The sequence below is a fragment of the Azospira sp. I13 genome (assembly GCF_003112695.1).
GTDB lineage: Bacteria > Pseudomonadota > Gammaproteobacteria > Burkholderiales > Rhodocyclaceae > Azospira.
On record NZ_BFBP01000013.1, the window covers coordinates 199,019 to 220,158 of the forward strand.

At 65.0% G+C, this 21,140-nt stretch carries 21 protein-coding genes and 1 tRNA gene; 16 read left to right on the forward strand and 6 right to left on the reverse strand.

The window, feature by feature from the left end:
- The first annotated feature begins 6 nt into the window (after nucleotides 1-6).
- The 3 genes from hslV (at nucleotide 7) to AZSI13_RS13775 (ending at nucleotide 2,872) form a co-directional block, all read left to right on the forward strand.
- Nucleotides 7-543, forward strand: coding sequence for an ATP-dependent protease subunit HslV (gene hslV, locus AZSI13_RS13765; RefSeq protein ID WP_109041746.1), 537 nt, complete (start codon nucleotides 7-9; stop codon nucleotides 541-543).
- Between the two features lie 5 nt (nucleotides 544-548).
- Complete coding sequence (gene hslU / locus AZSI13_RS13770; protein ID WP_109041747.1) at nucleotides 549-1,886, forward strand: ATP-dependent protease ATPase subunit HslU; 1,338 nt, start codon at nucleotides 549-551, stop codon at nucleotides 1,884-1,886.
- A 110-nt stretch (nucleotides 1,887-1,996) separates the two neighbouring features.
- The gene (locus tag AZSI13_RS13775; RefSeq protein ID WP_109041748.1) at nucleotides 1,997-2,872 is read left to right on the forward strand and encodes an AEC family transporter; all 876 of its coding nucleotides are present in this window, start codon (nucleotides 1,997-1,999) and stop codon (nucleotides 2,870-2,872) included.
- Nucleotides 2,873-2,905: 33 nt separating this feature from the next.
- Here the strand turns inward: AZSI13_RS13775 and ftsX are convergent, their stop codons facing one another.
- The 3 genes from ftsX to ftsY are packed head-to-tail and all read right to left on the reverse strand — an operon-like array spanning nucleotide 2,906 to nucleotide 5,554.
- Entirely contained in the window at nucleotides 2,906-3,811 is a 906-nt protein-coding gene (gene ftsX / locus AZSI13_RS13780) for a permease-like cell division protein FtsX (RefSeq protein ID WP_109041749.1), read from the reverse strand.
- On the reverse strand, nucleotides 3,808-4,491 hold the full coding sequence (gene ftsE, locus AZSI13_RS13785; RefSeq protein ID WP_109041750.1) for a cell division ATP-binding protein FtsE: 684 nt from the start codon (nucleotides 4,489-4,491) through the stop codon (nucleotides 3,808-3,810). Before ftsE ends, ftsX begins: the two co-directional genes overlap by 4 nt.
- 37 nt (nucleotides 4,492-4,528) lie before the next feature.
- A complete protein-coding gene (gene ftsY, locus AZSI13_RS13790; protein WP_109041751.1) occupies nucleotides 4,529-5,554 on the reverse strand; it encodes a signal recognition particle-docking protein FtsY in 1,026 nt (341 codons plus the stop codon).
- Nucleotides 5,555-5,755: 201 nt separating this feature from the next.
- On the opposite strand from ftsY, the gene AZSI13_RS13795 reads away from it, so the two are divergent.
- Genes AZSI13_RS13795 through AZSI13_RS13815 form a run of 5 tightly spaced genes read left to right on the forward strand, consistent with a single transcriptional unit; the run spans nucleotide 5,756 to nucleotide 9,801 of the window.
- Nucleotides 5,756-7,126, forward strand: coding sequence for a pitrilysin family protein (locus AZSI13_RS13795; RefSeq protein WP_109041752.1), 1,371 nt, complete (start codon nucleotides 5,756-5,758; stop codon nucleotides 7,124-7,126).
- 16 nt (nucleotides 7,127-7,142) lie between these two features.
- Nucleotides 7,143-8,435, forward strand: a complete 1,293-nt coding sequence (locus AZSI13_RS13800; protein WP_109041753.1) for a pitrilysin family protein — start codon at nucleotides 7,143-7,145, stop codon at nucleotides 8,433-8,435.
- Nucleotides 8,436-8,452: 17 nt separating this feature from the next.
- Nucleotides 8,453-9,040, forward strand: a complete 588-nt coding sequence (rsmD, locus tag AZSI13_RS13805) for a 16S rRNA (guanine(966)-N(2))-methyltransferase RsmD (protein WP_109041791.1) — start codon at nucleotides 8,453-8,455, stop codon at nucleotides 9,038-9,040.
- Nucleotides 9,033-9,527, forward strand: a complete 495-nt coding sequence (gene coaD / locus AZSI13_RS13810) for a pantetheine-phosphate adenylyltransferase (RefSeq protein ID WP_109041790.1) — start codon at nucleotides 9,033-9,035, stop codon at nucleotides 9,525-9,527. Before rsmD ends, coaD begins: the two co-directional genes overlap by 8 nt.
- A gap of 16 nt (nucleotides 9,528-9,543) precedes the next feature.
- Nucleotides 9,544-9,801, forward strand: a complete 258-nt coding sequence (locus AZSI13_RS13815; RefSeq protein WP_109041754.1) for a YfhL family 4Fe-4S dicluster ferredoxin — start codon at nucleotides 9,544-9,546, stop codon at nucleotides 9,799-9,801.
- Nucleotides 9,802-9,915: 114 nt separating this feature from the next.
- On the opposite strand, the gene AZSI13_RS13820 is transcribed toward AZSI13_RS13815, so the two are convergent.
- Nucleotides 9,916-11,871, reverse strand: a complete 1,956-nt coding sequence (locus AZSI13_RS13820) for a dynamin family protein (RefSeq protein WP_109041755.1) — start codon at nucleotides 11,869-11,871, stop codon at nucleotides 9,916-9,918.
- Nucleotides 11,872-12,005: 134 nt separating this feature from the next.
- Nucleotides 12,006-12,833: a bifunctional DNA-formamidopyrimidine glycosylase/DNA-(apurinic or apyrimidinic site) lyase gene (mutM, locus tag AZSI13_RS13825; protein ID WP_109041792.1), complete on the reverse strand. Its 828-nt coding sequence runs from the start codon at nucleotides 12,831-12,833 to the stop codon at nucleotides 12,006-12,008.
- Nucleotides 12,834-13,003: 170 nt separating this feature from the next.
- Between mutM and AZSI13_RS13830 the strand changes: the two genes are divergently transcribed.
- The 8 genes from AZSI13_RS13830 to AZSI13_RS13865 all read left to right on the forward strand — a co-directional run bounded on the left by AZSI13_RS13830 (nucleotide 13,004) and on the right by AZSI13_RS13865 (nucleotide 19,969).
- Nucleotides 13,004-14,746, forward strand: coding sequence for a tetratricopeptide repeat protein (locus AZSI13_RS13830; protein ID WP_109041756.1), 1,743 nt, complete (start codon nucleotides 13,004-13,006; stop codon nucleotides 14,744-14,746).
- 5 nt (nucleotides 14,747-14,751) lie between these two features.
- Nucleotides 14,752-15,342: a lipoprotein insertase outer membrane protein LolB gene (gene lolB / locus AZSI13_RS13835; protein WP_133247319.1), complete on the forward strand. Its 591-nt coding sequence runs from the start codon at nucleotides 14,752-14,754 to the stop codon at nucleotides 15,340-15,342.
- On the forward strand, nucleotides 15,339-16,199 hold the full coding sequence (gene ispE / locus AZSI13_RS13840; protein ID WP_109041758.1) for a 4-(cytidine 5'-diphospho)-2-C-methyl-D-erythritol kinase: 861 nt from the start codon (nucleotides 15,339-15,341) through the stop codon (nucleotides 16,197-16,199). Before lolB ends, ispE begins: the two co-directional genes overlap by 4 nt.
- Nucleotides 16,200-16,364: 165 nt before the next feature.
- Nucleotides 16,365-16,441: transfer RNA gene (locus tag AZSI13_RS13845), tRNA-Gln, on the forward strand.
- A gap of 58 nt (nucleotides 16,442-16,499) precedes the next feature.
- Nucleotides 16,500-17,453: a ribose-phosphate pyrophosphokinase gene (locus tag AZSI13_RS13850; protein WP_109041759.1), complete on the forward strand. Its 954-nt coding sequence runs from the start codon at nucleotides 16,500-16,502 to the stop codon at nucleotides 17,451-17,453.
- Between the two features lie 54 nt (nucleotides 17,454-17,507).
- Nucleotides 17,508-18,110, forward strand: coding sequence for a 50S ribosomal protein L25/general stress protein Ctc (locus AZSI13_RS13855; protein ID WP_109041760.1), 603 nt, complete (start codon nucleotides 17,508-17,510; stop codon nucleotides 18,108-18,110).
- A gap of 81 nt (nucleotides 18,111-18,191) precedes the next feature.
- Nucleotides 18,192-18,770, forward strand: coding sequence for an aminoacyl-tRNA hydrolase (gene pth / locus AZSI13_RS13860; protein ID WP_109041761.1), 579 nt, complete (start codon nucleotides 18,192-18,194; stop codon nucleotides 18,768-18,770).
- A 185-nt stretch (nucleotides 18,771-18,955) separates the two neighbouring features.
- Nucleotides 18,956-19,969: a hypothetical protein gene (locus AZSI13_RS13865; RefSeq protein ID WP_133247320.1), complete on the forward strand. Its 1,014-nt coding sequence runs from the start codon at nucleotides 18,956-18,958 to the stop codon at nucleotides 19,967-19,969.
- Here AZSI13_RS13865 and AZSI13_RS13870 read toward each other — a convergent pair.
- Nucleotides 19,960-21,051, reverse strand: a complete 1,092-nt coding sequence (locus AZSI13_RS13870; protein ID WP_109041763.1) for an AraC family transcriptional regulator — start codon at nucleotides 21,049-21,051, stop codon at nucleotides 19,960-19,962. The genes AZSI13_RS13865 and AZSI13_RS13870 overlap by 10 nt on opposite strands.
- Between the last annotated feature and the right edge of the window lie 89 nt (nucleotides 21,052-21,140).

Sequence of the window (21,140 nt, forward strand, 5' to 3'; positions counted from 1 at the left end):
AACGCCATGGAACAGTATCACGGCACCACCATCCTCTCGGTGCGCCGCGGCACCTCCGTCGCCATGGGCGGCGACGGCCAGGTGACCCTGGGCAACATCGTCGTCAAGGCCACGGCGCGCAAGGTGCGCCGCCTCTATAACGACCGTATCCTGGCCGGCTTTGCCGGCGGCACCGCCGATGCTTTTACGCTCTTCGAACGCTTCGAGGCCAAGCTGGAAAAGCACCAGGGCAACCTGGTCCGCTCCGCCGTGGAGTTGGCCAAGGACTGGCGCAGTGATCGCGCCCTGCGCCGCCTGGAAGCCATGCTTTCGGTGGCCGACCGGGAATCTTCCTTGATCATCACCGGCAACGGCGACGTGCTGGAACCCGAACACGGCATCGTCGCCATCGGCTCCGGCGGTTCCTACGCCCAGTCCGCGGCCCGCGCCCTGATCGAGAACACCGAACTGTCGCCCCTGGACGTGGTGCGCAAGTCCCTGGAAATCGCCGGCGACCTGTGTATCTACACCAACCGCAATTTCACCCTTGAGACGCTGGAGTAAGCGCCATGACGCAAATGACGCCCCAGGAAATCGTCCACGAACTGGACAAGCACATCGTCGGCCAGGCCGCCGCCAAGAAGGCCGTAGCCATCGCCCTGCGCAACCGCTGGCGCCGTTCCCAGGTGGACGAGCCCCTGCGCCACGAGATCACCCCCAAGAATATCCTCATGATCGGCCCCACCGGCGTCGGCAAGACCGAGATCGCGCGCCGCCTGGCCCGCCTGGCCAATGCGCCCTTCATCAAGGTGGAAGCGACCAAATTCACCGAAGTGGGCTACGTCGGCCGGGATGTGGAGACGATCATCCGCGATCTGGTGGAAACCGCCATCAAAGGCCACCGTGAACAGGCCATGAAGCGGGTGCGTAGCCGTGCCGAGGATGCCGCCGAGGAGCGAATTCTCGATGCCCTGCTGCCTCCGCCCCGGGGTGCCGGTTTCTACAACGAGAACCAGGGCAGTGCCGAGGATTCCGCCACCCGCCAGAAATTTCGCAAGAAGCTGCGGGAAGGCGAGCTGGACGACAAGGAAATCGACATCGAGGTAGCGGCCCCGGCCATGCAGGCCGAGATTTTTGCGCCCCCCGGCATGGAAGACCTGACCAACCAGATTCAGGGCATGTTCCAGAGCATGGGCAGCGCCCGCAAAAAGCCCCGCAAACTGAAGATTCCCGAAGCCCTCAAGCTGCTCACCGACGAGGAAGCCGCCAAGCTGGTGAACGACGAGGAAGTGAAGCTCGAGGCCCTGAAGAACGTGGAGCAGAACGGCATCGTCTTCCTCGATGAAATCGACAAGATTGCCTCCCGCTCCGAGGCCCAGGGGGCCGATGTTTCCCGCCAGGGCGTGCAGCGGGATCTGCTGCCCCTGGTGGAGGGCACCACGGTGACGACCAAGCACGGCATGGTGAAGACTGACCACATCCTCTTCATTGCCAGCGGCGCCTTCCATCTCGCCAAGCCCTCGGACCTGATCCCCGAGCTGCAGGGCCGCCTGCCCATCCGGGTGGAGCTGGACTCCCTCTCCGTCGCTGACTTCGAGCAGATCCTGACCCAGACCGATGCCTGCCTGACGCGCCAGTACCAGGCTCTGCTGTCCACTGACGGCCTGACCCTGGAATTCACCCCCGACGGTATCCGCCGTCTGGCCGAAATCGCCTTCTCGGTGAATGAGAAGACCGAGAATATCGGCGCCCGCCGCCTGTACACGGTGATGGAAAAGCTGCTGGAGGAAATCTCCTTCACCGCCGGCAAGACCGGTTCCGAGCAGCTGACCGTGGATGGTGCCTACGTCGATGCCCGCCTGGGCGAGCTGTCGCGCAACGAGGACCTCTCCCGCTACGTGCTGTAAGCCCCGGTAACGGGGAGGCCAACGCCTCCCCGCAGGGCTCGTCCCCATGGCCGCCGGGCTCCCGGCGGCCTGAAGCTGTCTGCCCAACCGCCCCTGCTTGAGGAGCCGACATGCTGCTGCGCATCGTCGCCATCGTCTTTCCCCTCTTCGCCATCGTCTTCTTCGGCTGGCTCTACGGCCGCAAGAAGCAGCCGGACATGGCTTTCGCCAACCAGCTCAACATGGATGTCTTCGTGCCGGCCCTGGTCTTCGCGGCTATGGCCGACAAGTCCTTCGACCTGGCGGCCAACTGGGGGCTGGCGCTTGGGGCGGTGGTGGGCGTGGCTGGTTCCGGTCTCGCCGGCTGGGGTCTGGCCCGCCTGCTGGGGGTGGCGCCGAAGACCCTGGTGCCGCCCATGATGTTCAACAACTGCGGCAACCTGGGCCTGCCCCTGACGGTGCTGGCTTTCGGCGATGCCGCCCTGGGGCCGGCGGTGGTGCTGTTCATGATCTCCAACCTGGCCCATTTTTCCTTCGGCGCCTGGCTGCTGGACCACCATACCCGCCTCTCTAACCTGTGGCGCATCCCCGTGGTGCTGGCCAGTCTCGCCGGCCTGGTAGTCAGCCTGCTGCACATGCCGCTCTGGCCACCGCTGAAAATGGCGATCCGCATGTTGGGGGATGTTTCCATTCCCCTGCTGCTCTTTTCCCTGGGCGTGCGTCTGGCTGGCGCTCGCCTGGCGGCCGTGAAAGTGGGGCTGTGGGGTGCCGTGGCGCGCCCGCTGGTGGGTCTGTTGCTGGCTTACGGTACGGCCCTGGTGCTGGGCCTGGAAGGGCAGCAGAAGGCGCTGCTGGTGATTTTTGGGGCCCTGCCGCCGGCGGTGCTCAACTATGTATTCGCCGAACGCTATCGGCAGGAGCCGGACCAGGTGGCCTCCATCGTCATGATCGGCAACCTGGCAGCCCTGGTGTTCCTGCCCCTGGCCTTGGCCCTGGTGCTGCCCTAGGGGCCGGGGTAGTCCCGGGAGTCTCCCCGGGGCTTACTTGGGTTCGATCTGCCGCAGGTAGAGGCCGACGGAAAGCTGGGCGCCGAGCCAGCCGAGCAGGGCGCCGATACCGAGAAGCAGGGCCGACTGGCCCAGCCCCAGGCCGTGCAGGCGGAAGCTGGCGGCATAGAGCGTGGCCAGGTGGCTCACCGGCTCGGCCAGCAGGGCGACGCCGCCGTTCACCAGGAGCACTGCCAGGGCGCCGCCCAGCATGCCCTGGAGGGCGCCGAAGTAGTAGTAGGGCCGGCGGATGAAACCGTCGGTGGCACCGATCAGTTTGGCCACCTCGATTTCGTCGGCCTGGGCCAGGATCTGCAGACGGATGGTGTTGAAGGTGACAGCCACCAGGGCCGCGGCGAAGGCGGCTGCCAGCAGCAGCACGGCCAGTCGGCCGAGGCGCAGGAAGGCGTCGAAGCGCTTGATCCAGGCCGAATCCAGCTGCACGTGGGCTACCTTGGGCCAGGCCGAGAGGGTCTTGGCCAGGCTTTCCAGGGCCTCGGGGCCGGCATTGCGCGGCTCGAGAATGAAGGCGTCGGGCAGGGGGTTGCGCGGCAGGCTATCCACCAGTTCGGCCATGCCGGCGGTTTCCTGCAGGCGCTTCAGGGCCTCTTCCCGGGCAACGAACTGCACCTTGCCGGAGACTTCCTGGCGCAGGCGGGATTCCAGCTCCGTCGCGTCCTTGCGGCTGGCTTCGGGGCTGAGGAAGACGCTGATCTGCTGGGTGCTGGCTACACCGGCTGCCGCCTGGCGCAGGTTGTCCAGGAGCACGGCGCCGGCAGCCGGCAGGGTCAGGGCGATGCCGATGACCAGCAGGGAGAGCAGAGTGTTGAGGGGGGAAGCCAGCAGGCGCTGCCAGGCGCCCTTGATGGCCACGGAATGCTGGGTCAGCCAGACGTTCATGCCTTGCCCTCCGGCAGTGCCTCGCCCGGAGCGCGGACCTGGCCTTGTTCCACCCACAGTACCCGGGGATTGAGTTGGCGCACCCATTGGGTGTCGTGGGTGGCGAGGATGACGGTGACGCCCACCTGATGGAAGGCCTTGAAGAGTTCCATGATGTCGGCGGCCGAATCCGTATCCAGATTGGCGGTGGGTTCATCTGCCAGCAGGATGGCCGGGCGGTTCACCACCGCCCGGGCGATGGCCAGGCGCTGCTGCTCACCGCCGGAAAGGGCGATGGGGTTGGCCTTCTCCCGCTCCAGCAGGCCCACCTTGTCGAGGGCGGCGCGGGCCCGCTTCTGGGCTTCCTTGGGGGGCAGGCCGACGATGGCCAGGGGCAGCAGCACGTTGTCCAGCACGGTGCGGTCGAAGAGCAGCTTCTGGTCCTGGAAGACCAGGCCGAAATTGCGCCGCACATAGGGGATGGCGCTCTTGCGCAGGGCCGCCAGGTTCTGGCCGTTTACCACCACGCTGCCCGAGGTGGGCCGCTCGATGGCGGCGGCCAGCTTGCACAAGGTGGTCTTACCGGCGCCGGAGTGGCCAGTGATGAACACCAGCTCACCTGCTTCGACGTCGAAACTCACGCCCCGCAGGGCTTCATAGCCGGTGGGGTAGCGCTTGTGTACCGCGGAGAAGGAAATCATGACGGTCCTGGCGGATGGGGCGGCTGGATGGGGCGACTTACTCGCCGAAAAGGGCGTCCACAAAGTCCCGGGCGACGAAGGGGCGCAGATCATCAATGCCTTCGCCGACACCGATGAAACGCACGGGCTTGGGGCATTGGCGGGCGATGCCGGCGATGACGCCACCCTTGGCGGTGCCATCCAGCTTGGTCAGCACCAGGCCGGTGACGTTGATGGACTTGTCGAAGGATTTGACCTGAGCCAGGGCGTTCTGGCCCACGTTGGCGTCCAGCACCAGCAGCACCTCGTGGGGGCCGGTGGGATCGGCCTTCTGGATGACCCGGCGTACCTTGGCGATTTCTTCCATGAGGTGCAGCTGGGTGGGCAGGCGGCCGGCGGTGTCGGCCAGCACCACGTCGATACCCCGGGCCTTGGCGGCAGCGATGGCGTCGAAGACCACGGCGGCGGGGTCACCGGATTCCTGGGCGATCACCGTCACGTTGTTGCGCTCGCCCCAGGTCATCAGCTGTTCCCGGGCGGCGGCGCGGAAGGTGTCGCCGGCGGCCAGCAGCACGCTCTTGCCCTGGCCCTGGAAGTACTTGGCCAGCTTGCCGATGGAGGTGGTCTTGCCGGCGCCGTTGACGCCGGCAATCATGATGACGAAGGGCTTGTGGCCATCCACCTGCAGGGGCTGTTCCAGGGGTTGCAGCATGGCGGCCATGGCTTCGGCCAGGGCATTCTGGATGGCCTCGGCGCCTTCCAGCTTCTCCTGCTTGGCGCGGCGCTTCAGTTCATCGAGCAGGTGCAGGGTGGCGTCCATGCCCACGTCGCTGGTCAGCAGCAGGGTTTCCAGCTCTTCCAGCAGCTCGTCGTCCACCTTGCCCCGGGCAAAGACGGATTTGAGCTTGCCGCCCAGCTGGGCTCGGGTGCGGGAGAGGCCGGCGAAGAGGCGTTCACGCCAGGAGAGTGCCTTCTCGGGCGACTCCTGGGGCGTGTCGATGGGCTCCGGCACCGGGGCCACGGCGGCCGCGGTGGGGGAAACGTTGTCGGCATCCTTGCCGGATCTTTTCAAGAAACCAAACATGCAGGGTCCAGTCCTAAGTGGTGCCCCCGGCTGACAGGGGGGCGGCGGCTGGGTAATATGCGCCGCAGCAAAAGACGAATTTTAGCCCAAGCGCCCCTGGGGGCGCTGCTCAATTGCGCCAAACCTCGTCCCCGGTTCCTGTCACGGGTCCCGTTTCCGCGCCGCCACGGCGCCCTTGTATAAAGTTCTCGAAAGCGAGCCATGTTCCCCCGAAAACTGCGTGCCCTGCCCCTGTTGCTCCTGGGCCTGCTGTCCGCCTCGGCAGCCCTGGCCAATCCCTTTGAAACTACCCTGAAGAACGGCCTCAAGGTCATCGTCAAGGAAGACCGGAGGGCCCCCACGGCCGTGCATATGGTCTGGTACAAGGTGGGCAGCATGGATGAGGTGGATGGCACCTCCGGCCTGGCTCACGCCCTGGAACACATGATGTTCAAGGGCACGCCGAAAGTTGGCCCCGGTGAGTTCAACAGGCGGGTGGCCGCCGCTGGTGGCCGGGACAATGCCTTCACCAACTACGATTACACCGCCTACTTCCAGCAGATTCCCAAGCAGAAGCTGCCGGAGATGATGGCGCTGGAGGCGGACCGCATGGGCCACCTGACCCTGGACCCGAAGGAATTCGCCAAGGAAATCCGGGTGATCATGGAAGAGCGGCGCATGCGCACCGACGACAATCCCCAGTCCCTGCTTTTCGAGGCCCTGAATGCCGCCGCCTACCAGGCCCACCCCTATCGCCGCCCGGTGATCGGCTGGATGGCCGACCTGGAGCAGATGACGGCCACCGACCTGCGGGACTGGTATCGCCGCTGGTACGTGCCCAACAACGCCACCCTGGTGGTGGTGGGTGACGTGGATCACCAGGCCGTTTTCCGGGAGGCGGAGAAAACCTACGGCAAGCTCAAGTTCCGGGCCATCGAGGCCCGCAAGCCCATCGCCGAGGCGCCCCAGAAGGGCATTCGCCGCATTACCGTGAAGGGGCCGGCGGAGCTGCCCCAGGTGCTGCTGGCCTGGAAAGCCCCGGTACTGCGCGATGTGAACAAGGATAGCGACCCCTACGCCCTGGAAATGCTGGGAGCAGTGCTGGATGGCCACGATGCGGCCCGGCTGACCCGCAGTCTGGTCAAGGAGCAGCGCCTGGCCCAGGGGGTCGGTTCCGCCTACGACACCACCAGCCGCGGCCCGTCCCTGTTCTATCTGATGGCCACGCCTGCCGAGGGCCATACCCCGGCGGAGTTGGAGGCGGCCCTCAAGGCCGAGGTGGCGCGCATTGCCGCCGAAGGCGTCAGCGACGAAGAGTTGCAGCGGGCTAGGGCCCAGCTGGTGGCCAGCCAGGTCTACAAGCGGGATTCCATGTTTGCCCAGGCCATGGAGATCGGCCAGATGGAAATCGTCGGCCTCTCCTATCGCGCCGTGGATACCATGATCGACAAGCTGAAGGCCGTTACCGCTGCTGACGTGCAGCGGGTGGCCCGCCAGTATTTCAACGACGACAGCCTGACCGTGGGCCTGCTGGAACCTCAGCCCCTGGATGAGGCCCCCCGCCGCCGCGCCGCTGCCGGCGCCCGCCATTAATGCGAGGTTGAACACCATGCGACTGCGCCATCTGCTTTGTTTTGCCGCCGCCCTGCTGGGCACTTCCGCCCAGGCCGGCGTCACTATCGATCATTGGGTCTCCCCCTCCGGAGCCCGGGTCTATTTCGTTGAAACCCATGCCCTGCCGATGCTGGACGTGCAAGTGGACTTCGCCGCCGGCAGTGCCCGGGACCCCGAGGGCAAGTCCGGCCTGGCCAGCTTCACCCACGGCCTGCTCGACGGTGGTGCCGGTGATCTGGACGAAACGGCCATCGCCAACCGCCTGGCCGATCTCGGCGCCAACCTGGGCGGTGGTGCCGACCAGGACCGGGCCAGTCTGAGCCTGCGCACCCTGTCCGCTCCCGCTACCCGGGACGGCGCCCTGGAAATCCTGCGTCTGGTTCTGCAGCAGCCCCGTTTCCCCGAAGACGTGTTGCAGCGGGAGCGTGGCCGCGCCGTGGTCGGCCTGCGGGAAGCCCTGACCAAGCCGGAAGTCCTGGCCAGCCGGGCCTTCTGGCAGAACCTCTATCCCAACCACCCCTATGGCCGGCTGTCTTCGCCGGAGTCTCTGGAAAGCCTCAGCCGGGCCGATGTCACGGCCTTCTGGCAAGCCCACTACAACGCCGCCAAGGCCAGCGTCACCCTGGTGGGGGATCTGAGCAAAGCGGAAGCTGCCGCCATTGCTGAGCGCCTCACCGCCGGCCTGCCGGCCGGTGGCCCGGCTACGCCCCTGCCTGCGGCGGCCCTGCCCGATGCCCGCACGGTGACGGTAGCCCACCCGGCCAGCCAGTCCCACCTGCTGCTGGGGTTGCCGGCCATTCCGCGCGGCCATCCGGACTTCTTTGCCCTGCAGGTCGGCAACTACGTGCTCGGCGGCGGCGGTTTCGTCTCCCGCCTGCTCAAGGAAGTGCGGGATGCCCGGGGCTATGCCTACAGTACCTATAGCTACTTTGCGCCCATGCTGGCCCAGGGGCCTTTCCAGATCGGTCTGCAGACCAAGCGCGCTCAGGCTGGGGATGCCCTGAAGGTGGTCAATGAGGTGCTGGCCGACTTTCTCGCCAAGGGCGTGACTCCGGCGGAGTTGCAGGCAGCCAAGGCCAATATTGTCGGCGGCTTCCCCCTGCGCCTGGACAGCAACCGCAAGCTGCTGGACAACGTGGCGGTGATCGGCTTCTTCGGCCTGCCCCTGGATTACCTGGATACCTATGCCGACAAGGTGGAGAAGGTGACGGCCGCCGATATCAAGGCGGCGTTTGTCCGCCACGTGCAGCCGGCCCATCTGGTGACCGTCAAGGTGGCCGCCGAGTGAGCTTCCGTTCTCCCAAGGTGCCCGCCCGTTCCGGGCCGGCCAAGGCCCGGGCCGGCAACAACGTGGTACGCATCATTGGCGGCGAATGGCGCCGCCGCGTCCTCTCCTTCCCCGATGGCGAGGGGCTGCGGCCAACACCCGACCGGGTGCGGGAAACCCTCTTCAACTGGCTCGGTCAGGATCTGACAGGCTGGGATTGCCTCGACCTCTTCGCCGGTAGTGGCGCCCTGGGCTTCGAGGCGGCTTCCCGGGGGGCTGCCCGTTCGCTGCTGGTGGAGCGGGCGCCGACAGTCTTTGCCGCCCTGAAGGACAACGCCCGGCTGCTGGATGGGGAAAATTTGCAGATAATCCGGGAAGATGCGCTAAAATTCGTCGCCTCCACGGATCTGCGTTTCGATCTGGTTTTTCTTGATCCGCCCTATCATCAGGGCTGGCTGGAAAAGCTGGTGCCCCACCTGCCCCGCTTGCTGAAGGATGATGGCCTCATCTATGCCGAAGCGGAGCACCCCCTGGAAAACCTGGGGGAGTGGGTGACAACGAAGCGCGGCAAGGCCGGGCAGGTCTTCTATCACCTCATGGCGCGGAACATAGCCGATGCTGAATAACCGACTGGCGATCTACCCCGGTACCTTCGATCCTCTCACCAAGGGGCACGAAGATTTGGTGCGTCGGGCCTCCAGCCTCTTCGACCGGGTCATCGTGGCCGTGGCCGACAGCCCGAATAAGCGCCCCTTCTTCGCCCTGGAAGACCGGGTGGCCATGGCCCAGGAAGTCCTGCAGCCCTATGGCAACGTGGAAGTCAAAGGTTTCTCCTGCCTGCTGATGGATTTTCTCCACCAGCAGGGAGCCAAGGTCATCATCCGCGGCCTGCGGGCGGTGTCCGACTTTGAGTACGAATTCCAGATGGCGGGGATGAACCGTAATCTGTACCCCGAGGTCGAAACGGTATTCCTGACGCCCGGGGAACAGTACATGTTCATTTCCGCCACCATGGTGCGCGAGATCGCCCGGTTGGGGGGGGATGTCAGCAAGTTCGTCCAGCCCGTCGTGGAAAAGCGGCTGGCGACGAAAAAAGTCTCCGAACTATCTTGAATGAAGGAAAGCAGCTATGGCTTTGATGATTACCGACGAATGCATCAACTGTGACGTGTGCGAGCCGGAGTGCCCCAACGAGGCCATCTCCCAGGGCGAAGAGATCTATCAGATCGACCCCAACAAGTGCACCGAATGCGTTGGCCACTACGACACTCCCCAGTGCGTGGAAGTGTGCCCGGTGGATTGCATCCCCAAGAACCCCGACGTGGCTGAGTCCGAAGACCAGCTGTGGGGCAAGTACGAAAAGCTCACCGGCAACAAGCGCCCCTGAGCCCGCTTCCGGGCTGCGCCGATCCCTCCGGATTGCGGCAGCCTGTCAGCAAAAAAGCCACGGCATTGCCGTGGCTTTTTGTTTTCTGGGAGCGGGTACTGACCCGCCCGGGTCTCAGGCTGCTGCCTGCAGCTTGTCTTCGGTCTGGTGGAGCAGGTCTTGCAGCTTGTTGCTCAGGCCTTGCAGAGCGTCGATCTGGGCCCGCAGGGCGCTTTCCATGTGCTTGAGTTCGCTGATGCGGTCTTCCAGGGTGTCGGTGGCCTGGTGGATGCGTTTGATGCTTTCCAGGCGGCGCTTCAGCTGGATCTGGTGCTCCCGTACCTGGGTCTCCATGGGAGCCATGACGGCCTTGAGCCAGATTTCCACATCCCGGTTGGCGTGTTCGAAGGCGCGGCGTACCTGCACGGCGACTTCCTCGAAGAACTTCTGGGTGACGTTGCCCTTCTGGTGCACCAGGAGCTGGAACATGGTGTTGAGGTGGGTATTGCACCACTGCTCCAGCCGGTCGAGTTCCTTTTCGTAGCGCATCAGGTTGAACTGGGTGGGGGCACCCAGCTTGAGGCCATGCTCGACACTGAATTTCTTGTAGATGGCTTCCATCATCTCCAGGATTTCGCTGATTTCCTTGCCGGACTTGCGCACGTTCTCCTTGGAAACGGAGAAGAAGTGGTTCATGGAATCAGACAGGCTGCGGGAGAAGGTGGCCGCCTGCATGGCTTCCCGGGTGTCGTGGGTGAGGCTGCGCAGGGCATCCAGGCCCAGGTGGGCGAAGAGGTTGTTGGTCAGGGTGGAGAAGACGCTGCGCACTGCGTAGTAGCGCTGCAGGCCGGATTCGAACTCTTCCTTCTCGGTCTTGATCTTGGCCATCATGTATTCCACGACGCCCTTGTTCTTGCCCTTCAGTTCGGTGAGTTCGGTCAGCTGCTCTTTCAGGCCCACCATGCGGGAATCCAGCAAACCCCGGATGCGGAGGTGAAGGTCGCCGAATTCGCTTTCCGTGTTGTCGCGGACGATGTCCTGCTTGGCCGGGATCAGCTCCTCGGAGAGGGCCCGCTCCAGTTCGGGTAGGCGGGAACGGGCCAGCAGGGCCTCGTCGCCATTGATCTTGGCCACCAGGGCCTTCTGGGCAGAAACCGGGAAAACCTGGTTCACCGGCAATTCGAGAATGCTGGCACAGCTATTGGCCTGGCGGGAAATCTCGGCATTGATTTCCTCTTCGGTCTTGAGCTCGTCCCACTGGGCGTCAATCTTGTTCATCACCGCCAGGCGACCCCGCTTGCGGTTGCCGCCGGCACCGATGTTGTCTTTCCAGATAGCCAGGTCGGACTGGGTAACGCCCGTATCCGCCGCCAGGATGAACAGCACCGCGTGGGCGTTGGGCAGCAGGGAGAGGGTCAGTTCCGGTTCGGCACCGATGGCGTTGAGGCCCGGGGTATCCAGGATCACCAGGCCCTGTTGCAGGAGGGGGTGCGGGAAATTGATGACGGCGTGGCGCCAGCGGGGGATTTCCACCAGTCCGTCTTCGCCCACCCGGTAGGTGGCGGCGTCGTCTTCACCGACAGGAAAGCCGAGCTTTTCCGCCGTCTCCCGGTCCACCCGGGTGACTTCGCTGACGTGACGCAGGGTTTCCTGCATGGCTTCCGGAGAATCCACATTGAGCGGCACCGTTTCCCATTCATTGGGGAAGCGCTTGTATTCGGAAATGCCGGCATTGCTGGCGCGGGTATGGATGGGCAGCAGCTCGATGCCTGGTTCCTTTTCCGCATCGAACATCAACTCCGTCGGGCACATGGTGGTGCGTCCGGCGGAGGAGGGCAGCATGCGGTTGCCGTAGTCGGCGAAGAAAATGGCGTTGATCAGCTCCGATTTGCCCCGGGAAAACTCGGCCACGAAAGCCACGTTGAGGCGATCTTCCCGCAGGCGATCAAGGAGTTGGGTGAGACGCAACTCACTCTGGGCGTCTCCCAGTTCATTGTCGGCCAGCCAGGTGCGGAAATGCTCGATGTTCTCCGACAGGCTCGTCCGCCATTGACTGTAGGCGGCGAAATTCTGGGCAAGGGTATTCGGCATGGCAGCACCGGCGACAAAAATGGAAGCCTACTCTACCCCACAATGCTAAATGGAATCAACGCGCTGGCGAGGCTTGTGCCAGCACTGGTTTAGTTCAGGCGACGGACGGTAGGCGCAAGTCGTGCGGCGCGGCTTCAGCGTTGGCAGTGGGGGCAGTAGAAAGTGCTGCGCCCGCCCTGAACAATTCGCCGCACGGGGCGGCTGCAAATCGTGCAGGGCTCCCCTTCCCGGCCATAGACGGCGACGATGAGCTGGAAGCTGCCGGCACCCCCGTCGCTATGGACGTAATCCCGCACGCTGCTGCCGCCAGCAGCGATGGCCTCGCTCAGGACTTCCCGTACCGTGGTCGCGAGGCGCTCGCAGCGCGGGCGGCTCAGGCGGCCGGCTGCGGTGAGGGGAGAGATGCGGGCCCGGAAGAGGCTTTCCGCCGCATAAATATTGCCGACGCCGACAATGGTGTGGGCATCCATCAGGAACTGCTTGATCGGGCTCTGGCGTTTGCGGGTGGCGGCGTAAAGCCAGGCGCCGTCGAATTCCGGAGTCAGGGGTTCGATCCCCATCACTGCCAGGAGCGGATGCTGCAGCACGTCGGGGCCATCCACCCAGACCAGGGTGCCGAAGCGGCGGGGGTCCCGGTAACGTAGGGTACGCCCGGCAAAGAGCAGGTCCACATGGTCGTGGGGGCCGGGCGGAGTATCGGGAGCGACGAAGCGCAGGCTGCCGGACATGCCCAGGTGCAGGATGATCCAGCCACCGCCTCGGCTGCTTTCGAAGTCGAAGAGCAGATACTTTCCCCGCCGCTCCACCCGTTCCAGTCGGCGGCCCACGGGGCGTTCGGCCAGGGCCGGCAGCAGGGGATGGCGCAGTCGCGGGGCGCGCAGAATGACCTTTTCCAGGGTCTGGCCGGGCAGGTAGGGCAACAGGCCCAGACGGCTGACTTCGACTTCGGGGAGCTCGGGCATGGCGGGCAGCGGGGTCAATGATGGGTGAATGAAGGATGAGTGAAGGGTAAAAAGCGGCGATACGCCGGGCCTTCGGCTTGTGGCGGTCAGGAAAACTGCCTAACATGCGGCACTGAATCTTAAGCGAAAGCCGCTCACTGCGGTCGCCTTTGCCGGTGCCCGGAACCGCCATGAAAATCCTGCCCCTTGCTGTCCTGCTTGGCGCGTTTGCCGCCAATGCCGCCCTCGCTGCCGAGCCCGTTGCGCCTGTTGCGGTCAAGCCCCGTACTGTTCCGGCCAAGGCCGAGCGCACCCAGTCCATGCCGGTGCTGCCCCTGACAGCGGCGGAACTGCCCGCCGGCCAGGTGGCGTATCAGGTTTTGCTGGCCGAGATCGGGCTGCGTCGCGGCTACGGCGAACTGGCCCTTTCCGTCTACGCCGAACTGGCCATGCGCAGCCGGGATCCCCAGGTGTTGGCCCGGGCCGTGGAGGTGGCGGGCTTTACCCGGCGCCTAGATGTGGCCTACGAGCTGGCCCAGCTCTGGGTGGAGACCGAGCCCGAATCCACCGAAGCTCGCCAGACCCTGGTTGGGGTCATGGTGATGCTGAACCGCATCGATGAATTGCAGCCCCATCTGGTCCGCCTGCTGGAGCAGGACAAGGACAACCTGGCCGATAATCTGGTGCGCCTGAACCGCATGTTTGTCCGCCAGCAGGACAAGGCGGCGGTGTTCCGCCTGATCGAGCGGGTGACCGCACCCTACGGCCAGGTAGCCGAAGCCCACTACGCCCTGGCCCAGGCAGCACTGGCCAATGGTGACCGGGCCCAGGCCCTGAGCAGCGTGCGCCGGGCCCAGGAGCTGCGGCCGGAATGGGAATCGCCGGTGCTGCTGGAGGCCCAGATCACTGCGAGTGAGGCCCCAGCCCAGGTGGTGAGCCTGCTGGAGCGCTATCTGCGGCGCTACCCGGCAGCCAAGGATGTTCGTCTGCATCTGGCCCGGGCCTACGTGGGCGACAAGCGCTACGCGGATGCCAGTGCCGAGTTCCGCCGCCTGCTGCGGGATTTCCCGAATAATGTCGAAGTGGTCTACCCGGTGGCCATCCTGGCCTTGCAGCAGAATGACCTGGATACCGCCGAGGCCCAGCTGAAGCACCTCCTGGAGCTGGATTTCGGTGACCGGGGCGTGGTCAATTACTACCTGGGGCAGGTCATGGAGGCCCGCCATCAAGATCGTGCCGCCATCGACTACTACGCCCAGGTCGGCCTCGGGGATTCCTTCGTCAGCGCCCGTAACCGGCAGGCAGTCCTGCTGACCCGGGAGGGGCGGCTGGGGGACGCCCGCTTGGTGCTGCAGCAAGCCGCTGCCATCCATCCGTCCCAGCGGGTGGCCTTTGGCCAGGTGGAAGCCCAGCTGCTGCGCGATGCCAAGCAGTTCCCGGCTGCCCTGGAGCTCCTGGAACAGCTCCTGAAGAAGCACCCCGGCAATCCTGATTTGCTCTACGACTCCGCCCTGGTGGCAGATCGCCTGGACAAAGTGGAGCTGGTGGAGGAGCGCCTGCGCCAGGTCATCGCCCAGCAGCCGGACAATGCCCATGCCTACAATGCCCTGGGTTATACCTTCGCCGAGCGCAACCTGCGCCTGGAGGAAGCGCGAGAACTGGTGGCCCGGGCCCTGGCCCTGTCGCCGGGCGACGCCTTCATCATCGACAGCATGGGCTGGGTGCTCTACCGCCAGGGCGACCTGAGCGGTGCCCTGAGCCAGTTGCAAAAAGCCTACGCAATACGGCAAGACCCGGAAATTGCCGCCCACCTGGGCGAGGTGCTGTGGGTGCTGGGCCGCCAGGACGAGGCCCGGCGTGTCCTGCGCGAGGCGGTGCGGCTGAATCCCGATAATGAGGCCCTGGCCGCCGCTGCCAAGAAATTCCTGCCCTGAACGCCGTGTTGTACGTCTTGTCGAAGCGCCGGGGCTGGCGGAGCCTGCTCGCCGCCCTATTCCTGTTCATGCTGGCCGGCTGTGCCACCCCTCCGCCCCTCCACTCACCGAGCCTTCCCCGGGAGTCGGTGCGGTCCTTCCAGATGGAAGGGCGGTTTTCCCTGCGCCATGCCGACGGCAGCTATTCGGGGAAAATGGCCTGGAACCACAGTCCTCAGGGCGACGACATCTTCCTCATGAATCCCTTCGGCCAGGGCGCGGCGGAAATCCAGAGCCGTCCGGGAATGGCGCGCCTCGTCACCGCGGAGCAGAAGACCTACGAGGCGGAGAGTGCCGACCAATTGGTGGCTGATGTGCTCGGCTACCCCCTGCCGGTTGCTGCCCTGGCCGACTGGTTGCTGGGCCGTCCGTCGCCGGGAGGCGAGGGCCGCCATGATGCCCAGGGCCGCCTGCTGGAACTCCGTGCCGAAAGCTGGCGTATTGAATACGACTATGGTGACAGCCTGGATGCCCGGGCCCTGCCCCAGCGGCTGACCATACATCGGGGCGAGGAGCTGGATTTGAAACTGCGCATCGATACCTGGAGTACGCCATGAGCGCCCCACAGGCAGACTGGGGCTGGTCCAGCGCCTATCCGGCTCCGGCTAAGCTCAATCTTTTTCTCCACGTGGTAGGCCGGCGGACTGATGGCTACCATCTGTTGCAGACAGCTTTCCGTTTCGTCGATTACGGCGACACCCTGCATTTTTCCCCTCGGACGGACGGGCAGGTACGACTGCTCACCCCCTTGCCTGGCGTACCCGAGGCCGCCGATTTAACGGTGCGGGCTGCCCGCTCCTTGCAAGAAGCAAGTGCTTGCCATCAGGGGGTGGATATCCGCCTGGAGAAGCGGTTGCCCATGGGGGGCGGTCTGGGGGGGGGGAGCTCCGATGCCGCCACCGTGCTGCTGGCCCTCAATCATTTATGGGGGCTGGGCCTTTCCCGGTCGCGCCTCCAGGAGCTGGGTCTGGCCTTGGGGGCCGATGTGCCTATCTTTATTTTCGGCCATGCCGCATTTGCCGAAGGCGTCGGCGAGTCCCTGGGCCGGATCGAAGTGCCTCCGGCCTGGTATCTGGTACTGGAGCCGCCGGTGGCCGTGCCGACGCTGGATATCTTCCGTGCCCCGGAACTGAAGCGGGATACGCCGGCCATCTCTGCCGCCGCGTGGCGGCCCGGCATGGGGGGTAACGATCTGGAAGCCGTGGCCTGCGCCCGCTATCCTGCGGTGGCCGAGCACCTCACCTGGCTCGGCCGCTTCGGCCAGGCCCGCATGAGCGGCTCTGGCGCCTGCGTGTTTGTCGAGTTCGCCGAGCGCATTGCCGCCGAAGCCGCCCTGGCTCAGTTGCCCGAAGGCTTTCGGGGCTGGGTGGCGGCGGGATTGGCTGAGCACCCCCTGCAGTCACTGGCGGGTTGAAGCCGGCGGGAGGAAAATTTTTCGCCAAAATTTGCCCCTCCCGAAAATTTTGTGTATTATCCGCGCCTCGCTAGTCACACGGCGGCAGCAAGGCCGGAGGCAAGCATCGATTTCCAGTCGTTGTCTGGGTATTGAGTTTCACCCAGGTAGCGCCAGAGCAGTTACTGGGGAGTCGCCAAGTTGGTTAAGGCACCGGATTTTGATTCCGGCATGCGAAGGTTCGAATCCTTCCTCCCCAGCCATATTTCGAGAAAACGGGCAGGTATCCACCTGCCCGTCTTGCATTCTGGGGGCGCCTCTATGGCTTTCAACAGCCTGATGGTCTTTACCGGCAACGCTAATCCCAAGCTGGCTGCCGACGTCGTTTCCCGCCTGGGGCGTCGTCCCCTGGGCCGCGCCAATGTAGGCCGCTTCTCCGACGGTGAAGTGAGCGTCGAGATCGAAGAGCACGTGCGGGGCCACGACGTCTTCATCCTGCAATCCACCTGCGCCCCTTCCAACGATACCCTGATGGAACTGCTGGTGATGGTGGATGCCCTCAAGCGCGCCTCCGCCGGCCGTATCACCGCTGCCATTCCCTATTTCGGCTATGCCCGCCAGGATCGTCGCTCCCGCTCTTCCCGGGTGCCTATTGCCGCCAAGCTGGTGGCCGATCTGCTGACCGCCGCCGGGGTGGACCGGGTCCTCACCATGGACCTGCACGCCGAACAGATCCAGGGCTTCTTCGATATCCCCGTAGATAACGTCTACGCCCTGCCCATCCTGCTCGATGACATCCAGAAGCAGAACCACGAAAACCTGCTGGTGGTCTCCCCCGACCACGGCGGCGTGGTCCGCGCCCGTTCCCTGGCCAAGCGCCTGGAGTGCGATCTGGCCATCATCGACAAGCGCCGCCCTAAGGCCAACGTTTCCGAAGTGATGAACATCATCGGCGAAGTGGACGGCCGTACCTGCGTCATCATGGACGACATCGTCGATACCGCCGGCACCCTGTGCAAGGCCGCCACTGCCCTCAAGGCCAACGGCGCCCAGAAGGTGGTGGCCTACTGTACCCACCCCGTACTCTCCGGCATTGCCGTGGAACGGGTGAATTCTTCCGACCTGGACGAACTGGTGGTCACCGACACCATCCCCCTGCGGGATGACGCCATGTCCTGCAGCCGCATCCGCCAGCTTTCCGTGGCCGACCTGCTGGCCGAAACCATTCGCCGCATCAGCAACGAGGATTCCGTATCCTCCTTGTTCATCGAATAAGTTTTTCTCAACCCCCTGGCTGGTCGCGGTCAGGGTTTTAACTTTGGAGTCATCATGATCTTTGAATTCAACGCCGAACAGCGCACCCTGCAGGGCACCGGAGCGAGCCGCCGCCTGCGTCGTGCCGGCAAGGTCCCGGGCATCGTTTACGGTGGTACCGCTGCCCCCATCTCCATCGAGGTGGACCACAACGCCATTTACCTGGCCCTGCGCAAGGAAGCCTTCCACTCTTCCCTGATCAACCTGAACATCAACGGCCAGAAAGAATCCGTTCTGCTGCGTGATTACCAGGCTCACCCCTACAAGGCCATCGTGCTGCACGTGGACTTCCAGCGCGTTGATCCCAACCAGAAGCTGCACACCAAGGTGCCCCTGCACTTCGTGAACGCCGACATCGCTCCTGGCGTCAAGCTGGGTGGCGGCATCGTCTCCCACGTGCTGAACGAAGTGGAAGTGACCTGCCTGGCCGCCGATCTGCCCGAGTTCATCGAAGTGGATCTGAAGGATCTGGCTGCCGGCCACTCCGTGCATGCCGCCGACCTGAAGCTGCCGAAGGGCGTGACCCTGGTGCAGCACGGCCAGGACAACCCCGTTCTGGCCACCATCATGGCCGTGCGCGGTGCTGCCAGCGCCGAAGGCGAAGGCGCCGCTGCCTGAGTCTCAGTTCGCTGAGCTCAAATAACCGCCGCCCGGGCTTCGGCCCCTGCGGCGGTTTTCTTTTTGGGAGTCCGCATCCACATGACCATCCCCCGCCTCATCGTCGGCCTGGGCAACCCCGGGGCTGAGTATGAAGATACCCGCCATAACGCCGGCTTCTGGTTTGTCGACCGCCTGGCCCGGGATTTGAAGGTGAGCCTGGCGCCCCAGAGCAAATTTCTCGGCCTGGCCGCCCGGGCCGGCGAGGTATGGCTGTTGCAGCCCACCACCTTCATGAATCGTTCTGGCCACGCCGTGGCAGCTCTGGCCCGCTTCTACAAGATCGCGCCGGAAGAAATCCTGGTGGTGCACGACGAGCTGGACCTGCTGCCCGGCGCCATTCGCCTCAAGCAAGGGGGGGGCAATGGTGGCCACAATGGCCTGAAGGACATCCAGGCCCAGCTGGGTACTCCCAATTTCTGGCGCCTGCGCCTGGGCATTGGCCACCCCCGCAGCCTCAAGCTACAACAGGAGGTGGTGGATTTCGTCCTGCACCGGCCCCGGGCTGAAGAACAGCAGGAAATCGATGCTGCCATCCACCGCTGCCTGCTGGCCTGGCCTCGCCTGGCTACCGGGGATTTCGCCGCTGCGCAACAGCAGCTGCACGGCAAGGTGGTTTGAAGGTCCGCGCCAGGCGGGCATCTCCAGGGGGTTCCCAATACTCCTGGCGGGGGAGCCAGCCGGCCTGCCGCACACGCCACCATAGCCCGGGCTGAGGGCTTTCGTTCGCAGCCTGGCTTGCCATGGGTCAAGTCGGCCGGCATATTGCCGTTAATGACCCATGCCTTTCCCGCCGATTCCCTTCCGTGAAAATTACATCCCATAACTGGGCTACCCTCACCCCTGTTTCCAGCAAGCGCACCGAGCAGCAGGGAGCGGCGCAGGGGGTGCAGGAGCGTGCCAAGGCCCTGGCCCAGTCCATCCTGACGCCCAAGGAGGATGAACAGAGCAAGCGGCAATCCGAGCGTTCCCAGCAGATGCGGGATTTGCTGCAACAGCTGCGCTCCATGCCGTCAGCACAGGAAACCCGAAAGAGGGCCGCCGCCGAGAAAGCGGACATGCTGAAAAAGCGCCTGGAAATGCTCAAGTCCATGCTGATTGGCGCGACGCCGGAGCAGGCCAAGGCCCTGGCCCGTCAGGTCCGCGGTATCGCCAAGGAACTGGCCTCCCTGGCCGGCAATCTCGGTGGCAATAGCAATGCCGCGGCGGGCAATCCGTCGGTCAGCAACAGCACCAATATCAGCAATGCCGCCAGCAGCGCCGACGCCGCCCAAGGGGCGACGGATGCCGTCGGGCAGGGGACTGCCGCAGCCCAGGCCACCGCCGCCGCGGCGCAAGCCGACACGGGCGACGCCGCTGCTGGCGAAGACGCCGCCACTGCAGAGGAATCCGCCGCAGCGACCAGCGGTGCGGCCGCCGAGGCCGAAGCGGAGGCTGCCGCCGTAGCTTCCACCGACCCGGAGGCGAAAGGCGAAGAACGGAAAACTGGCGATAGCCAGGGCAGTTCCGAGCCCGCCAAGAGAAACGGTGCCTCCGATGCCGACAAGGCATTGCGCAAGGCGCTGGAGGAGGCACGCAAGGTGCTCAAGGTGGTCGCAGCCCTGCTCAAGCAGAAGCTCGGGCATCAGGACAAGGACATGCGTAGCATCCAGGAAAGCATGGACAAGCTGGATAAGCTGATGGGGCAGGGCGGCGATATTGTTGCCAGCGTTGCCAGTGCCACCCAGGCCTATACCGACGTGGGCAGCCTCGCGGGGGCGGGCGATACTGCCGGGGCCGTTGCGGCCGTTGCCGGTGCAGCGGTGGATACTCAGGCCTGAGGCGTTACTCGGGGTGCCCCGGGTTGCTCCTTCTGGGCCCGCAGGCGTTTGCGATACTGGCTGGGCGAGGTGCCGGTCCAGGAAACGAAGGCACGGAAAAATGCGGAAGGATCGGCAAAGCCCAGATCGGCGGCAATCTGGCCCAGGGGCTGGCTGGTCTTGGTCAGGCGCGACAGGGCCAGATCCCGCCGCAGGGCATCCTTGATAGTGCGAAAGCCGGAGCCTTCTTCCTCCAGCCGGCGGTGCAGGGTGCGGGGAGACAGGTTGAGTCGCTGGGCCACGGCTTCCAGGTCCGGTAGTTCCGGCAGGGCGTCCCGCAGGGTATCCCTGACCCGCTGCACCATTTCCCGGTCCCGCCGATAGAGGGTGGTGATCTTGCCGGGAGCACCATCGAGAAAACGCAGCAGGGCGGCTTCGTCCCGCCGCACCGGTAGTTCCAGGAGGTTGGCGGCAAAGCTGGCTTCCAGCACGGGGGCGTCAAAGCGGCTGCTGGCGGTATAGATCAGGTCGTAGTCCGCCGCGTGGGCCGGGCGGGGATAGGGAAAATCCACGCCATCCAGCGCCACGCCGCGGCCGGCCAGCCAGCAGGCCAGGCCGTGCAGCAGGCGCAGCAGCCACTCGAAGGCAAAGACGCGGCCGGCCCCCAGGGGGGTGGCCTCCCTGATTTCCAGTAGCGCCGTGCCTTGCCGGTGAATGACCCGCACCTCCAGCTCCGGCAGCACCAGACGCAGGAAGCGGCAGCAGCGGTCCAGGGCCTGGGCCAGGGTGGGGGCGGTGATGGCGGCGCGGCAGAGAAACTCCAGGGTGCCGGCGCGCAAGGGGGCGGCGAAAAGGCCGAAGGCCTCGTCGTCCAGGGCGGCCACCACTTCGTTGTAGAGCGCGGCGTAGCGATCCAGGGGAATGCGTGCCTTTTCGTCCTCCAGGCAGGCTGGCGCCAGGCCCACGGCGGTCAGCCAGGGTGTCGGGTCCTGGCCTCGGCCCATGGCCGGAGCCAGCATTCCCCGTACGAAGGCGATGGCGACGCTGGCACGGGGGCGCGCGTTCTCGCCGCTTTCGGCCTGGAGATCAAGGGAATGTGACATATTTGTCTTCCTGCGATGTTTGGCGGATTTTGCACGATTGGCGGCAGTTTGTGCACTGGGAGGGCCTTTCGCCTGGGCGTACACTCGAC

What these genes read in the sequence shown, in the direction of transcription:
- hslV (WP_109041746.1), top strand. Translation starts at nt 7, where the DNA reads ATGGAACAGTATCACGGCACCACCATCCTCTCGGTGCGCCGCGGCACC.
- hslU (WP_109041747.1), top strand. Translation starts at nt 549, where the DNA reads ATGACGCAAATGACGCCCCAGGAAATCGTCCACGAACTGGACAAGCAC.
- AZSI13_RS13775 (WP_109041748.1), top strand. Translation starts at nt 1,997, where the DNA reads ATGCTGCTGCGCATCGTCGCCATCGTCTTTCCCCTCTTCGCCATCGTC.
- ftsX (WP_109041749.1), bottom strand. Translation starts at nt 3,811, where the DNA reads ATGAACGTCTGGCTGACCCAGCATTCCGTGGCCATCAAGGGCGCCTGG.
- ftsE (WP_109041750.1), bottom strand. Translation starts at nt 4,491, where the DNA reads ATGATTTCCTTCTCCGCGGTACACAAGCGCTACCCCACCGGCTATGAA.
- ftsY (WP_109041751.1), bottom strand. Translation starts at nt 5,554, where the DNA reads ATGTTTGGTTTCTTGAAAAGATCCGGCAAGGATGCCGACAACGTTTCC.
- AZSI13_RS13795 (WP_109041752.1), top strand. Translation starts at nt 5,756, where the DNA reads ATGTTCCCCCGAAAACTGCGTGCCCTGCCCCTGTTGCTCCTGGGCCTG.
- AZSI13_RS13800 (WP_109041753.1), top strand. Translation starts at nt 7,143, where the DNA reads ATGCGACTGCGCCATCTGCTTTGTTTTGCCGCCGCCCTGCTGGGCACT.
- AZSI13_RS13815 (WP_109041754.1), top strand. Translation starts at nt 9,544, where the DNA reads ATGGCTTTGATGATTACCGACGAATGCATCAACTGTGACGTGTGCGAG.
- AZSI13_RS13820 (WP_109041755.1), bottom strand. Translation starts at nt 11,871, where the DNA reads ATGCCGAATACCCTTGCCCAGAATTTCGCCGCCTACAGTCAATGGCGG.
- mutM (WP_109041792.1), bottom strand. Translation starts at nt 12,833, where the DNA reads ATGCCCGAGCTCCCCGAAGTCGAAGTCAGCCGTCTGGGCCTGTTGCCC.
- AZSI13_RS13830 (WP_109041756.1), top strand. Translation starts at nt 13,004, where the DNA reads ATGAAAATCCTGCCCCTTGCTGTCCTGCTTGGCGCGTTTGCCGCCAAT.
- ispE (WP_109041758.1), top strand. Translation starts at nt 15,339, where the DNA reads ATGAGCGCCCCACAGGCAGACTGGGGCTGGTCCAGCGCCTATCCGGCT.
- AZSI13_RS13850 (WP_109041759.1), top strand. Translation starts at nt 16,500, where the DNA reads ATGGCTTTCAACAGCCTGATGGTCTTTACCGGCAACGCTAATCCCAAG.
- AZSI13_RS13855 (WP_109041760.1), top strand. Translation starts at nt 17,508, where the DNA reads ATGATCTTTGAATTCAACGCCGAACAGCGCACCCTGCAGGGCACCGGA.
- pth (WP_109041761.1), top strand. Translation starts at nt 18,192, where the DNA reads ATGACCATCCCCCGCCTCATCGTCGGCCTGGGCAACCCCGGGGCTGAG.
- AZSI13_RS13870 (WP_109041763.1), bottom strand. Translation starts at nt 21,051, where the DNA reads ATGTCACATTCCCTTGATCTCCAGGCCGAAAGCGGCGAGAACGCGCGC.